Genomic DNA, 12,804 nt, shown 5'->3' with positions numbered 1-12,804 from the left:
CGCTTAACGAGTGCGAAACCGGACGTTCAAGGCCACGAAATGCGTACCGGCTAGCTTGGGCGGATGATGCACGGTCCCACCTTCTCCGGCAACCTTTTCTTCGATCCGCTGGCAACAAACCTCGGCAACAACCTCGTCGCAGGCGTGGCCACCGCCGGAACTGCCGACCCGGCTCCCGCCAGGCACCCCGGGGCGGCGCGGAAGCGCGGTGTCCAGTCGGCCGCCGAACACAAGGCGCTCCGGGCAGCCTCCCTCTCCAAAGTCAGCCGCGACCTGGAGCGGATGCTCAGGGAACGTAAACGCTGACGTTCCCACCATCGTGCCGCGGGAACGGCATGATGTGTTCATGCGCAGCATCGAGCTGGTCTTCGATGACCCCACCGATTCCCTGGTCAGGGCCGACTGGGCACGGCTTGCGGCTGCCGGCCTCCCCAGCCTGGCGGCGCACACCTCCCCCAGCAACAGCCCGCACATCACGCTGGCTGCAGGCGCAGAGCTGGAGGCCGGTCCGGATGGACCCTGGGACCAGCTGCCCCTGGACGTGACGTTCTCCGGGGCAATCATTTTCCCTGCGGGTACGGGGAAGTACGTCCTGGCCCGCTCGGTCCTGCTGGATCCCGCCCTCTTGGACCTGCACCGCGCGCTGCACCGGGACGTGTCCGGGGCGCTTCCACTGACGCGTCCCGGAGCCTGGACGCCGCACGTCACCATTGCCCGGCGCATCGCCGGGCCCCAGCTCGGAACAGCGATGGACCTGCTGGACCTGCGCATCGAGGGCCGGTGCACCGGCGCCAGGCTTTGGGACGGGAGCACCAGGACCGTGACGCCCCTGGCCAACGGGTCCTCCTGAACAGGGCCCGGAGCCCGGGCCAACGCAGGGCAAAGTGCCCTCCCGGGACCGTCCGCAGCGCCCACTTTCCCTCCTGTTCCAAGCACCCCCCAATGAGGCACTTTGGGGCTTGCCCGTGCGGAAGTGGCGTTTCTTACCCCTATCATTGAGCTTGCGGGAATCAGCGCACTTTTTGATCCTGCCGGCCAACTGCGGATGCCGGCATTCCCGCGGCAGGCGGTCCGCACCTTTGAAGGGAAACACCATGGCGCGGAGCCCCGAAGAATCGCTGCGGGCCACTCTGGGCAGGGTAGCCCCCGGAACGCCCCTCCGCGACGGCCTGGAACGCATCCTCCGCGGGCGTACCGGTGCGCTGATCGTCCTGGGCTCCGACCGGACCATCGACTCCATCTGCTCCGGCGGTTTCGATATCGGGATCGAGTTCTCGCCCACCCGGCTGCGGGAGCTGGCCAAGATGGACGGCGCCATCATCTGCGACAAGGACGCCGGCAACATCCTGCGGGCCGCCGTCCAGCTGGTCCCGGACTCAAGCATCGAGACGCAGGAATCCGGAACCCGCCACCGCACGGCCGAGCGGGTGGCCAAACAGACCGGCGTCCCGGTAATCTCCGTGAGCCAGTCCATGCAGATCATCGCCCTCTACGTCAATGGCCTCCGGCACGTCCTGGAAGGCTCCGAAAACGTCCTGGCCCGCGCCAACCAGGCCCTTGCCACCCTTGAGCGCTACCGCGCCCGGCTGGACCAAGTCACCAGCTCCCTTTCGGCCCTGGAAATCGAGGCGATGGTGACGGTGCGGGACGTGGCCGTGACCTTGCAGCGGCAGGAAATGGTCCGCCGCATCTCCGAGGAAATCTCCCAGTATGTCCTGGAACTCGGCGAGGACGGCCGGCTTCTTTCCCTCCAGCTCGACGAACTCACGGTGGGCCGGGGCCCCGGCAGCGACGTGATCATCCGCGACTACGCCAGCCCCAACGCCTCCGCGGAGGACATCGAGAAGGCCGTCAGTGAACTGGTGAACCTGGGGCCAACGGAATTGATCGACCTGGGCAAGATTTCGGCGATCGTGGGATTCGCCGGCGGCGAGGCCAATCTCGATGCCGTCGTGCAGCCGCGCGGCTACCGGCTGCTGTCCGGCCTGAAGGCAGTTCCCAAGGCCGTGGCGGACCGCCTGGTGGACCATTTCGGTGGCCTGCAGTTCCTGATGGCCGCCACCATCGATGACCTGATGACCGTGGACGGCATCGGCGACCAGCGCGCCCGCACGGTCCGCGAAGGACTGAGCCGGATGGCCGAAGCAAGCCTCCTGGACCGCTTCCTCTAAACACGAATCGAGCTCCCGCGCACCGGGAAACCTCCCGGAGGTTTCCCGGTGGGGTCAGTTCAGCTGGAACACGGCCTTCGGGCTGGCACGCGAGCCCAGTTTCGCGGTGAAGATGTAGTACGCCCCGCCACCGCCGGGTGCTGCCGAGACGGGCTTGCAGCCATCGGCGCTGCGGTTCCGGCCCCAAGGGAAGTTGGCGGTTTCGCTGGCGCCGGGGGCAATGACCTTCTCCAGGTCCTCGCTTGACGCCTGGCAGTCCTTGGAGGAGAAGATCCGGTCCGAGCCGCTGGTGACCAGGAACTCCATTTGCGAGGTTCCGATATTGACCTCGCAGGGCACGGTTCCGCCGTTGGTGACCTTCAGCGTGAGCATCGGGTTTTCGCCGGGACCATAGGCGGCCTTGTCCGTGGACGCCGTCACGGTCACCAGGTTCTGGTTGCACGTGGGTGTGGCTGCGGCAGTAGGCGGCGGCGTTGCGGAGGGCGTCGCGGACGCCGTGGCGGACGGCGTCGGGGAAGCCGCCGGATCAGCGGTGGAAGGTTGGGTCGAGGAGGCCTGCTGCGAGCCGCCCTTGAAGGCCCCCGCCAGGGCGAGGCCGCCCAGCACCAGGGCAATCACCAGGAGCAGGGCACCGCCGGCTGCCAGCCGGCGGCGACGGTACACGGCCGGGCTCGGCTTCCGGACGCTGCTGGAACCGGATGCCGTGCCGCGTGCTGATGAATTGCCTTGCCTGCCCATCCTCCTAGGCTATGGAACGCCTCTGGTTCTGCACCGCCACCACGCCGCCGGGCCGCCATCGCTCTGGTCACAACCGGTTTTCAGCGGGCCGGAAACGATCAACTACAGTGTTGGAATCGACACTCAAACCATCGCCACCACCCCGGCCGTGCCCGGCCCGGACCGCCTGCAGCGGCTCCATCACCGGATCAACGGCTGGTTCGCCGGCATCGCCCGCGACCTCCCCTGGCGGGAGCCTGACTGCTCCCCCTGGGGCGTACTGGTCAGCGAGATCATGCTGCAGCAGACCCCCGTGGTGCGGGTGCTTCCCGTCTGGCACGAATGGCTCAAGCGCTGGCCCACCCCGGCCGGCCTGGCCGGCGAACCCGCGGGCGAAGCCGTGCGGTCCTGGGGCCGGCTGGGCTACCCCAGGCGGGCACTCCGGCTGCACGCCGCGGCCACGGCCATTGTGCAGGACCATGGCGGCAAGGTCCCGGACACGTACGCGGCCCTGTTGGCACTTCCCGGGGTGGGCAGCTATACGGCTGCGGCGGTGGCCGCCTTCGCCTACGGCCGCCGGGAAACGGTGGTGGATACCAACATCCGCCGGGTGCACGCCCGGCTGATCTCCGGCGTCGCCCTTCCCGCCCCCGCGCTGACCGCGGCGGAGATGCGCCTGGCCGCGGCACTGCTGCCGGACGACGACGACACCTCCGTGCGCTGGAACGCTGCGGTCATGGAGCTGGGAGCGCTGGTGTGCACGGCCCGGGCACCCAAGTGTGCCGCGTGCCCGGTGAAGGACTCCTGTGCCTGGCTAGCGGCGGGTGAGCCGCCGCCGTCGTACGTGCCCAAAGGCCAGGCCTGGCACGGCACCGACCGGCAGGTCCGCGGCGCCGTCCTGGCCGTCCTGCGGCTGGCCGATGCGCCCGTGCCGCCGGAGATGTTCCAACGCGAACCCGCCGACCTCGGCTTCGCCCCGGAAGGCGTCGGCGTGCCGCTGGCCGCCCTGCACCGGCTCAACTCCGCGCCCGAACAGTTGGAACGGGCGCTTGCCGGGCTGCTCGCGGACGGCCTGGCAGAAATGCACGACGGCGGCTACCGGCTCCCGGCCTGAGCCGCCCGAAGTGCGGGACGGGGATGGCATACTTCTTGGTGACCGGAACCGGGGGAAGCCATGAAGATCATTCTGTACATCGTGTGGGCACTGTTCGTCGCCGCCGCCATCGTCGCGCTGGTGCGCTCCGTGCGCAAAACCAGGCAGCAGGACCAACGGACGGCGGCCTGGCCCAAGACGCAGGCCACAGTAACCGGCAGCACCACCGGCTGGACCAGTGGCGTGGGCGGCTCCAACCGGAACCTCCGCCACTACCCCACCTACCAGTTCACGGATCCGCAGGGCACCCTCTTCATGGGCAAGTCCGAGGTCTCCCTTGCCGAGCAGCCCGTCCCGGGATCCCTCGTGGAGGTGGCGTACAACCCGGCGAATCCCAACGAGTCGTTCCAGGTTTCCTCATCGTCACGTGCCGCCCTCGGCTGCCTGATCCTGTTCTTCGCGGTCTTCGCCATCGCCCTGTTCTGGTTCATTGGAATCTTCCCGTTCGGGTGACCGCGGAGGCGGGTAACGATGTTGCCGCTAATCCGGGACGAACCGCCCTGTAGTCCCGCCCGGGACGTAGCCTGAAAGTATGGGCAGGCCCGGACTCCTGTTGGTTTTGATCACCGCCGCGGTGTCCCTGCCGGCGTGCGGATCCACGCCCAGCGCGTGCCCCGCCATCGCGCAGGCCACCGCCGTCTCCGTCACAGTCAGCGCCGACTACGCTCCGCGGGTCGGCAAGCTGCATCTTCGCGCCTGCCAGGACGGTTCGTGCAAGGAGGGGGACCTTGAACTGCGCCCCGGCAGCGCATCCGTTGACCAAGGCTGCGCTGGTGGGATCTGTTCCGCCACGGCCTCGCCCGACGGAACCGCGGTGGGGATGCTCATGCTGGAAACCCTGACCGAATCACCCATGGCCATCACGGCCTCCGGCGCCGCCACAGACGGCTCCGCCCTGCCCGTGCGGACCCTGGAATTCCACCCGCAGGCGGCGTATCCCTTCGGTAAGGAATGCGGCAAGGTCGTGTCAGCATCCGTCACGCTGGACAGCTCGGGGCTGCACCCGCGGACCTGAGCCGGGGCTAGAAGAGCGCCGGCTGGCTGAAAGGTTCGCCTCCCGACGTTCCGGGCACCACACCGCCGTCCACCGGCTCAGCGGTCCATTCGAACCCGAGTTCCGCGAGCAGCTCCTCCACGGATATCTGGCCGTCCAGCACTTCAATATCCGGTGGGTTCTCTGCAGGCGGCCGTTCCATGGCATCGAGCTTATTCCCAGGAAAGCGCGCAGGCCTCCCGAACACACCGCGAAGCCACGGATTGGGACGTCACGGTTCACCGAAGCCGGACTGCACCAAGGCGCCCACGTAGCTCACGGCCCGTTCGGCATCCGCGCCCCAGGCCTCCACGTGCAGGACCGAACCCTTGCCTGCGCCCAGGGTCATCAGGCCCGTCATGGAGGCGCCGTCCACCCCGTTGATGGTCACTTCCGCGTCGAGGGAGGATAGGCCGCCGGCCATTTTCGCCGCCGGCCGGGCGTGCATGCCGGCCTGGTTTACCAGCTCGAAGTCGCCGGTGCAGTCCGGTGGTGCGCCGGCGCCCGGGCCCTCATCGGCGGCCTGGCCGGAGTCCGGCGCCGGCTGGCGGGCCGGGCCGAACGCCGCCTCCGCAGCACGCTTGACTGCCTGCGCGTCAGCCCCGCCCTGCGCGGCCACCGCCGCGGCCACCAGGCCCTCCACCAGGGGTGCATCTGCGAGCAGGACGCCTTCGGGATCTCCCAGGAACTCGAGTGCCGATTCGGCGGTCATCACGGCCGACCCCAGGTCCGTGAGGACCACGGTCCCGTCCCCGCCGGCCTGCTCCAGGGCGGCGAGGACCTTTTCCAGGCTGGTGCCGATCCTGCCGTCGTCGGTGCCTCCGGCGGCCAGGAGCACCACACCAGGTGCCATCTGGGCGGCAAGTTCCGTGGCGCCATCGGCAATCTTTGCGCTGTGGGACACCACCACGATGCTTACGGTCACGCGGCAGCCCCGACTGCCGCGCGCAGGATCAGGGCGCTGGAAACAGCGCCGGGATCCCGGTGCCCGGCACTGCGTTCGCCGAGGTAGCTGGCGCGGCCCTTGCGGGCAATCAGCGGATCCGTGGCAACGGCACCGGCCTCGGCAGCTTCCGCTGCCGCCACGAGGACGCCAAGGAGGCCTGCGCTGCCGCCGTCCGCAGCCGCCCGCGCAGCGTCAACCGCGGGTGTCCACGCGTCCACCATCGTCTTGTCCCCTGGCTCCGCCTTCCCGCGCGCCACGATCCCGTCCCGGGCGGCTGCCAGTGCATCGGCCCAGGCGGAGGGATCGATCTCGGCAGCATCGCCCACCGCCGTGGCGGCGCGCAGGAAAGCGGTACCGTAGAGCGGGCCGGCAGCACCGCCAACCTTGGACATCAGGGTCATTGCCGTCATCTTCAAGGCCGCGCCGGGTGTCTCCGGCGTGGATTCGCCGAGCTTGGCCAGGACCGCCTGGAAGCCGCGGTCCATGTTCTCGCCGTGGTCCGAGTCCCCGATGGCCCGGTCCAGTTCGATCAGTTCCACCCGGTGCTCGGCCATGGCCTGCGCGCAGAGGGTCAGCCATTTCACGGCCCAGTTCGCGTCCAGCCCCATGGTTAGACGCCCCAGCGCAGGGCAGCGGTGTGGACGGGGGCGTCCCACAGTTCCGTAAGCTCGTCATCGAGCCGGAGCACCGAGATGGAGCAGCCCTGCATCTCCAGGGCGGTGATGTAGTTGCCCACCAGCGAGCGCTCCACCGTGGCCCCGGCGTCGGCAAGCACCTGCACGGCCCGCCGGTACACGATGTAGAGCTCGCTCAGCGGGGTGCCGCCCATGCCGTTGACGAACAGCAGCACCTTGTCCCCTGCGCTGACGTGCAGGTCGGCAAGGACGGGTTCCAGCAGGCGGTTGGTGATGCTGTCTGCGTTTTCCATCGGGATTTTGTGCCGGCCTGGCTCGCCGTGGATACCGATGCCGATTTCGATCTCGTCGTCGGCAAGGTCGAAGCTCGGGGTGCCGGCGTGGGGAACGGTGCAGGCGGACAGCGCAACGCCCATGGTCCTGACGTTGGCATTGACCTTCTCGCCAATGGCGGCCACGGCGTCGAGGTCGTCGCCGCGTTCCGCCGCGGCCCCGGCGATCTTTTCCACCAGGACGGTGCCTCCCACTCCGCGTCGGCCGGCCGTGTAGAGCGAGTCCTCCACTGCGACGTCGTCGTTGACCAGGACGGTGCGGACGGTGACGCCTTCGGCCTCGGCGAGCTCGGCGGCGGTTTCGAAGTTCAGGACGTCGCCGGTGTAGTTCTTGACGATATGCACCACCCCGGCGCCGGAATTGACGGCCAGGGTGGCCGGAAGGATCTGGTCAGGCGTCGGTGAGGTGAACACCGCCCCCGGCACGGCGGCGTCGAGCATTCCTTTGCCCACATAGCCGGCGTGCAGCGGCTCGTGGCCGCTGCCTCCGCCGGAAACCAGCCCCACCTTGCCGGCCACGGGCGCATCCTTGCGCGTGATGTAGATGGGGTCGTTGTTGACCGTGACAAGGTCGGCGTAAGCCAGGCCAAACCCCTGGACGGCTTCCTCGACGACGGATTTGGGATCGTTGATGAGTTTCTTCATGGCGGTGCTCCTGGCTGCGCTCCTGGAGGATGTGTTTTTTGACCCTACTACCGGGGTGGCCGGTGGCGGTAGGTTCGTTCGATCCGGTTTTCCCCGCACCCCTGCCCCGGACGCAGCAAAGGGACAGCCCCCAATGACTGTCCCTTTCCTGAGGCCCCCCATATCCCGGCCACAGATAGTTTATCCATCAATTCGAATAATGCAAGGACGGGTCATTGATTCCTTGCCGGGACGGCGTTCAGAGGATGCGGATCATCCGGGTGTTGCCCAGGGTATTCGGCTTGACGCGGGCCAGGTCCAGGAATTCCGCCACGCCTTCGTCATGGGAGCGCAGGAGCTCCGAGTACACCTCAGGGTCCACGGCGGACTGGTCGGCCATCACTTCGAATCCGTGGCGCTTGAAGAAGTCCACCTCGAATGTCAGGCAGAAAACCCGGGCCACGCCAAGGGCCCGGGCTTCCTCCAACAGCTTCTCCACCAGGACGTGCCCCACCCCCTTGCCCCGCCATTGCCCGGAGGCCGCGAGCGTCCGGATTTCGGCAAGGTCCTCCCACATGACGTGCAACGCCCCGCAGCCGATCACTTCGCCGTCACTGGACTCGGCGATCCTGAACTCCTGCAGGCTCTCGTAGTACGCCACAGTCTCCTTCGCCATCAGGATGCGTTCCTCAGCCAGGGGCGCCACGAGCTTCTTGATGGCCGGGACGTCGCTGGTGCGTGCAGGGCGGATGTGGAAGGAGTCAGTCACAAAGCCATCCTACGAGGTCGGGGTGGCCGGGAATTTAGAGGCCGAGTTCCGGCGGCAGCTCGGTCTCCTGGCCCAGGACGTTCCTGGCCAGGAACCACTCCACCACCTGGTACCAGACCTTGGCGTGCTGTGGCTTGAGGATCCAGTGGTTCTCGTCCGGGAAGTAGAGGAACCGGTGCGGCGTCTGCCCGTCGTCGTCCGCGGCCAGCCGGGACTTGGACAGCAGCTCATACCAGAGGCGCAGGCCCTCGCCGATGGGCACCCGGTAGTCCTTGTCGCCATGGATCACCAGCATGGGGGTGCTGATGTTTTCCGCGTGGAGATGCGGGGAGTTCTCCAGTGCCATCTCCTCGGTCATTTCCTTCAGCCAGTACTGCGAGGCATCCGTGGTGGGACCGAACTGGTCCAGGGCCCATAGGCTGGCGTGGGTCACCACGGCCTTGAACCGGTCCGTGTTGCCCGCAACCCAGTTGGCCATGTAGCCACCAAAAGACCCTCCCATGGCGGCGGTCCGCGCCTGGTCAATATCCGGGCGCTCCACGGCGGCGTCCGTGACGGCCATGAGATCGGTGAACGGCGCTTTCCCCCAGGAACCCCAGCCGCGCTGGATGTGCGATTGCCCATATCCGGTGGACAAGGCCGGATCGGGGAGCAGGACGGCGTAGCCCTTGGCCGCCAGGAGCCAGGGGTTCCAACGCCAGGTCCAGGCATTCCAGGAGCCCAGCGGACCGCCGTGGATCCAGAGCAGCAGCGGCGCCGGGGACCCGGCAGAGGCACCCTCCGGCAGCGCAAGGTATGCGGGGACGCGGGACCCGTCGGCAGCGGAGGCCGCGATGCGCTCCAGCCGTCCGGGACTGGCCGGGCGTTCGGCCGGAGCGGGCAGGCGCGTGGTTTCGCCGGTGGCCAGGTCGATGCGCACGGCCTCGGGTGGGAACGCATAGGAACTCCGGAGGGCGTACGCGTGGCGCCCCTCCGGAGAGATGGCGACGTCGGTGTACGCCGCGGAGTCCTGCGTCACCCTTGTGACGCCCACCTCGGCGGCAGCGGACGGAACGCTGACCCGAAAAACCGGCGACGCGCCGTCGTCGTCCGCCGTGACGAGGATGGCGGAGCCGTCCGGAAGCCAGGCTGCGGGCTTGGCCCAGCGGTCCCAGTCATGGGCGAGGGGCCGCAGGCCGGAAGCGTCGTCGACGGCGGCGTCACCGGACACGTCGAGCAGGTGCAGCTTGATCTCCGGCGCCTTGTGCGGGGTGGAGTCGGACTCGCTGACCACCACGAGCGTCCTGCCGTCAGGGCTGACGGGCCCCGGAAAGTAGCTCATGCCTTCGTGGTCCAGCAGGACCTTGAGGCTGCCCGAGGCCACATCCACGGCCACGAGGATGGATCGACTGTCAGCCTTGGCGAGGGGCTTGGTGTAACTGCTGTAAATGGTCTTCCCGTCCGGGCTGACCACGGTTTCCGCCTCGCGCAGCCGGGGCCCGGCGTCGGGCGTGAGGTTGCGCAGGGCAAGGGGTGCGGTGGCGTCAACCGTGGCGGGCTTGCCAGGAGCCGTGTCCTCCCCCGGGTCGACGGTAAAGATGCGCGGCTGGGCCGGCCCCAGGTCCGCGTCCCAGTAGCGGACCGGGTATTCGCTGTGCAGGATGGCCGAGACCTTCTTGTCCTTCCGGGACTTGCGCCGCTCGGCGTCGTCGCCTTCGTCGGCGGATCCGGCCAGGACCTCTGCCGTCACAAAGGCTGCGTCGGCGTCCCTGGCCGTCATGATGCGGCTGATGCCGCCGGGCCGGCTGAGGACCACCCGGGCTTCGCCGCCGTCGGCGGGAAGCATCCAGAGCGCGTTGACCGGCTCCTCGTCCGGGCTGTCCGGGTCCGGCCGTGCGGATGTGAAGTACACGTCACCGTTGGCCGCGAAGGCGGCACCCGCTTCGCCCTTGGCGCTGCGGGTGATGCGGCGGGCGTGTTTTTGTCCTGCCGGGTCCAGCTCCCACAGCGCCGTGGCGAATTCGGTGCCCTTGCCGTTCAGGGTGCTGACGGTGGTGACCAGCCGCGAACCGTCGGGGCTCAGGGCAAGGCCGCTTACCCGTGGGATGGAGAGGTAGTGGTCGAGGTCGTGGAAGGGGGTCAGTGGTTGCTCATCCGGGATCACCGGTTCCAAGTTAGCCATGCCCCGATTCAACACGGTTTGTGCCGCTGATCACAATGCGAAAGCCCCGCCGCTCCGAGGTGAACTGGTCCCCGAAAGTTGGACTCGTAAATGTGCGAACTCCACGTTAGCGGCTAGTGTCGGCTTTTCACGGAAGTCCCCGTCCCACTCGGGACGGGGACTTCTTCGTCGTCAAAGTCATGCCCGCCGTGACTCAGGCAGAGTCATCACCGCTGAGGCGGACCAGGGCAGTTCTGGGACGACCTGTGGAGGCCCCAAAGTTGACGTCGAAATCCTTAGCGAGAGGCTTTAGCACCACGAGCACCGCAGCGCCCGACGAGTCATTGACCTGTTGAATAACAGCTGCAGATTCCGAGGGAGTTACGGAAAAGTCCGTGCCCTTTCGGCAGTCGTCAGTCAACAGGAGATAGACATTCCCCGACATGCTGGTGTGCTCCACAGGCTTGGTGCCCGGGAGCTCGGCATGGTGGATGGAGGGAACTGCTCGTCCTCTGCTGATGACCTCGCCACAAAGCCACACCTGCGCTTGTTGATCAGTGGAGACCTCAGGGGCATTTGATGGTGTCGTATCGACTAATGAGCACGAGACCAGCCCAAGGCCGCTCAGTGTTGTAACCAGTCCTGCAAGACCGAGGACGAGCTTTGACCTGTTCATCTAGCAGTAACCAGCGCAACGCGGACGTGCGGAATATCCATGTGCCCCTCCCCAGAAGGCCTCTATCCTGACACTGGTGCGATCCTCCTCCCTCCGAAGCCGTGACGCAAGGTCTCACTGTCGGAGAGAGTAGCCAGAGCAGGCTAAGCGTTTGCAGGGCTTAGCGATTCTGTCAGTGTCGGGTCAGCGATGGCTGCGAGTGGACCTATGACGCAAGCATCTGAGCCCGGTACTGAACCGGGCTCCTCCCTTTGAGCGTGGTGGAGATTCTTTCGGTGTTGTACCAGTGGATGTATTCGTTCAGCGCCGTGGTGAGTGCGTCGGTACTGAGGAAGCGGACACGGTGGAAGAGTTCCTCCTTGAGGTGCCCAAAGAAGTTTTCCATCACCGCGTTGTCGTAGCAGTTGGCTTTGCGGGACATGGATTGGACCGCACCGGCCTGCCCCAAGAGAGTGCGCCACGAGATGTGCTGGTACTGGAACCCCTGGTCGGAATGCACGAGCGGCTGCTGCCCAGGCTCCAGGCGTTCAAAGGCGCCACGCAACGAGTTGTTAGTCAGATCCAGGTTCGGGGATGTGCTGATGCTGTGGGAGATGATTTGCCGGTCGAAGAGGTCCATGACAGGCGAGAGGTAGAGCTTACGGTCTCCAACGCTGAACTCGGTCACGTCCGTGACCCACTTCTGGTTTGGGGCAGTGGCATCGAACTTCCTGTTCAGGAGGTTCGGCGCGATCATGCCCGCCTCGCCTTGGTATGAGTTGTAGCGTTTCCTGCGCCGCACCTTGCAGAGCAGGCCGAGTGTCCGCATCAACTTCAGCACGGTCTTTTTGGCAACCGTCCAGCCAAGATTGAGCAGTTCACTGTGCACCCGCCGGTGCCCGTACCGCCCATGGTTCTTCTTAAAGATGTCGCTGATGGACGCCTTGAGTTCCTCTTGCGGGTCAGCGGCTTGAAGGCGCGCCTGGTGGTAGAAAAACGTGGATCGTGCCAGGCCCGAGACCTGAAGAAGAAGCGGCAGCGGGAAGTCAGCCTTGAGGGCGATGAGGGCCTGGACCTTCACCTTTGTTTTGGAGCCCTCAAGGCTCGCAATTTTCCCAGATACGCGACTTGGGCCCGCAGGCGTTCGTTCTCCCGCCGTAGCCGTTCTAGCTCGGATACTTCGGCAGGCGGTGGGGAGTCAGGCTTCCGGGGTCTGCCCTTGGGCTTGGGGCGTAAGGCGTCCACGCCTTCACGACGGTAGGTACGCACCCACGACTTGAGTAGCAGGGCCGAAGATAAGCCGGCCTCTTCAGCCAAGGCCGGTGCAGTCTCACCCGCGAGGAACCGTTGCACCAGGGCGAGCTTGAATTCGAACGTGTACGACTGAGCAGGCTTCGTCACCAGCGCACCTTGACCATGGATCCTCCACCGCCGATACAGCCTCTTAACAGGCCCACGAGAGTCACGAGACACACCGAGCATGGTGGCGGTCGCCGTGTAAGCAAGGCCCTTCTCAAACCACGCTACAGCCGTTGCGCGCTGATCGGCTGACAAAGAACTACTTGAACGCAAAACTGCTCCCCGGAAGTCGAAACTGAATTTTCAGTCCAACTTTCGGGGAGCAGTTCA

Annotated in this window: 15 protein-coding genes; 6 read left to right on the top strand and 9 right to left on the bottom strand. The window is 66.7% G+C overall.

All coding sequences use genetic code 11. The features are described from left to right. Positions 1-63 precede the first annotated feature (63 nt). From C563_RS0116560 to disA, 3 genes are all read left to right on the top strand, one after another. Complete coding sequence (locus C563_RS0116560; protein WP_018763188.1) at positions 64-306, top strand: hypothetical protein; 243 nt, start codon at positions 64-66, stop codon at positions 304-306. A gap of 40 nt (positions 307-346) precedes the next feature. Further along, the gene (locus C563_RS0116555; protein WP_018763187.1) at positions 347-850 is read left to right on the top strand and encodes a 2'-5' RNA ligase family protein; all 504 of its coding nucleotides are present in this window, start codon (positions 347-349) and stop codon (positions 848-850) included. Positions 851-1,094: 244 nt separating this feature from the next. Next, complete coding sequence (disA, locus tag C563_RS0116550) at positions 1,095-2,171, top strand: DNA integrity scanning diadenylate cyclase DisA (RefSeq protein ID WP_018763186.1); 1,077 nt, start codon at positions 1,095-1,097, stop codon at positions 2,169-2,171. A 54-nt stretch (positions 2,172-2,225) separates the two neighbouring features. Here the strand turns inward: disA and C563_RS0116545 are convergent, their stop codons facing one another. Beyond that, complete coding sequence (locus tag C563_RS0116545) at positions 2,226-2,909, bottom strand: hypothetical protein (protein ID WP_018763185.1); 684 nt, start codon at positions 2,907-2,909, stop codon at positions 2,226-2,228. A 148-nt stretch (positions 2,910-3,057) separates the two neighbouring features. On the opposite strand from C563_RS0116545, the gene C563_RS0116540 reads away from it, so the two are divergent. The 3 genes from C563_RS0116540 to C563_RS0116530 all read left to right on the top strand — a co-directional run bounded on the left by C563_RS0116540 (position 3,058) and on the right by C563_RS0116530 (position 5,056). Then, complete coding sequence (locus C563_RS0116540) at positions 3,058-4,002, top strand: A/G-specific adenine glycosylase (RefSeq protein WP_018763184.1); 945 nt, start codon at positions 3,058-3,060, stop codon at positions 4,000-4,002. A gap of 60 nt (positions 4,003-4,062) precedes the next feature. After that, the gene (locus tag C563_RS0116535; protein WP_018763183.1) at positions 4,063-4,494 is read left to right on the top strand and encodes a DUF3592 domain-containing protein; all 432 of its coding nucleotides are present in this window, start codon (positions 4,063-4,065) and stop codon (positions 4,492-4,494) included. Positions 4,495-4,573: 79 nt separating this feature from the next. Continuing rightward, the gene (locus C563_RS0116530) at positions 4,574-5,056 is read left to right on the top strand and encodes a hypothetical protein (protein ID WP_018763182.1); all 483 of its coding nucleotides are present in this window, start codon (positions 4,574-4,576) and stop codon (positions 5,054-5,056) included. 7 nt (positions 5,057-5,063) lie between these two features. Here C563_RS0116530 and C563_RS22655 read toward each other — a convergent pair whose 3' ends face one another. From C563_RS22655 to C563_RS23055, 8 genes are all read right to left on the bottom strand, one after another. Beyond that, the gene (locus tag C563_RS22655; RefSeq protein WP_018763181.1) at positions 5,064-5,237 is read right to left on the bottom strand and encodes a hypothetical protein; all 174 of its coding nucleotides are present in this window, start codon (positions 5,235-5,237) and stop codon (positions 5,064-5,066) included. A gap of 69 nt (positions 5,238-5,306) precedes the next feature. Beyond that, a complete protein-coding gene (dhaM, locus tag C563_RS0116520; RefSeq protein ID WP_018763180.1) occupies positions 5,307-5,999 on the bottom strand; it encodes a dihydroxyacetone kinase phosphoryl donor subunit DhaM in 693 nt (230 codons plus the stop codon). Continuing rightward, the gene (gene dhaL / locus C563_RS0116515) at positions 5,996-6,628 is read right to left on the bottom strand and encodes a dihydroxyacetone kinase subunit DhaL (protein WP_018763179.1); all 633 of its coding nucleotides are present in this window, start codon (positions 6,626-6,628) and stop codon (positions 5,996-5,998) included. Before dhaL ends, dhaM begins: the two co-directional genes overlap by 4 nt. Before the next feature lie 2 nt (positions 6,629-6,630). Continuing rightward, the gene (gene dhaK, locus C563_RS0116510; RefSeq protein WP_018763178.1) at positions 6,631-7,632 is read right to left on the bottom strand and encodes a dihydroxyacetone kinase subunit DhaK; all 1,002 of its coding nucleotides are present in this window, start codon (positions 7,630-7,632) and stop codon (positions 6,631-6,633) included. Between the two features lie 238 nt (positions 7,633-7,870). Continuing rightward, the gene (locus C563_RS0116505; RefSeq protein WP_018763177.1) at positions 7,871-8,380 is read right to left on the bottom strand and encodes an amino-acid N-acetyltransferase; all 510 of its coding nucleotides are present in this window, start codon (positions 8,378-8,380) and stop codon (positions 7,871-7,873) included. A gap of 34 nt (positions 8,381-8,414) precedes the next feature. Beyond that, positions 8,415-10,541: a S9 family peptidase gene (locus C563_RS0116500; RefSeq protein WP_018763176.1), complete on the bottom strand. Its 2,127-nt coding sequence runs from the start codon at positions 10,539-10,541 to the stop codon at positions 8,415-8,417. An 860-nt stretch (positions 10,542-11,401) separates the two neighbouring features. Next, a complete protein-coding gene (locus C563_RS22650) occupies positions 11,402-12,256 on the bottom strand; it encodes an IS3 family transposase (RefSeq protein WP_018761876.1) in 855 nt (284 codons plus the stop codon). Then, complete coding sequence (locus tag C563_RS23055) at positions 12,253-12,657, bottom strand: helix-turn-helix domain-containing protein (RefSeq protein WP_442852938.1); 405 nt, start codon at positions 12,655-12,657, stop codon at positions 12,253-12,255. The genes C563_RS22650 and C563_RS23055 overlap by 4 nt, the downstream gene beginning before the upstream one ends. Positions 12,658-12,804: the final 147 nt, after the last annotated feature.

It is taken from the genome of Arthrobacter sp. 135MFCol5.1 (assembly GCF_000374865.1).
Taxonomy (GTDB): Bacteria; Actinomycetota; Actinomycetes; order Actinomycetales; family Micrococcaceae; genus Arthrobacter.
Note: the sequence above shows the minus strand (reverse complement) of the source record. Positions and strands in the feature narration are given on the sequence as shown.

What these genes read in the sequence shown, in the direction of transcription:
- C563_RS0116560 (WP_018763188.1), top strand. Translation starts at nt 64, where the DNA reads ATGATGCACGGTCCCACCTTCTCCGGCAACCTTTTCTTCGATCCGCTG.
- C563_RS0116555 (WP_018763187.1), top strand. Translation starts at nt 347, where the DNA reads ATGCGCAGCATCGAGCTGGTCTTCGATGACCCCACCGATTCCCTGGTC.
- disA (WP_018763186.1), top strand. Translation starts at nt 1,095, where the DNA reads ATGGCGCGGAGCCCCGAAGAATCGCTGCGGGCCACTCTGGGCAGGGTA.
- C563_RS0116545 (WP_018763185.1), bottom strand. Translation starts at nt 2,909, where the DNA reads ATGGGCAGGCAAGGCAATTCATCAGCACGCGGCACGGCATCCGGTTCC.
- C563_RS0116535 (WP_018763183.1), top strand. Translation starts at nt 4,063, where the DNA reads ATGAAGATCATTCTGTACATCGTGTGGGCACTGTTCGTCGCCGCCGCC.
- C563_RS0116530 (WP_018763182.1), top strand. Translation starts at nt 4,574, where the DNA reads ATGGGCAGGCCCGGACTCCTGTTGGTTTTGATCACCGCCGCGGTGTCC.
- C563_RS22655 (WP_018763181.1), bottom strand. Translation starts at nt 5,237, where the DNA reads ATGGAACGGCCGCCTGCAGAGAACCCACCGGATATTGAAGTGCTGGAC.
- dhaL (WP_018763179.1), bottom strand. Translation starts at nt 6,628, where the DNA reads ATGGGGCTGGACGCGAACTGGGCCGTGAAATGGCTGACCCTCTGCGCG.
- dhaK (WP_018763178.1), bottom strand. Translation starts at nt 7,632, where the DNA reads ATGAAGAAACTCATCAACGATCCCAAATCCGTCGTCGAGGAAGCCGTC.
- C563_RS0116500 (WP_018763176.1), bottom strand. Translation starts at nt 10,541, where the DNA reads ATGGCTAACTTGGAACCGGTGATCCCGGATGAGCAACCACTGACCCCC.
- C563_RS23055 (WP_442852938.1), bottom strand. Translation starts at nt 12,657, where the DNA reads ATGCTCGGTGTGTCTCGTGACTCTCGTGGGCCTGTTAAGAGGCTGTAT.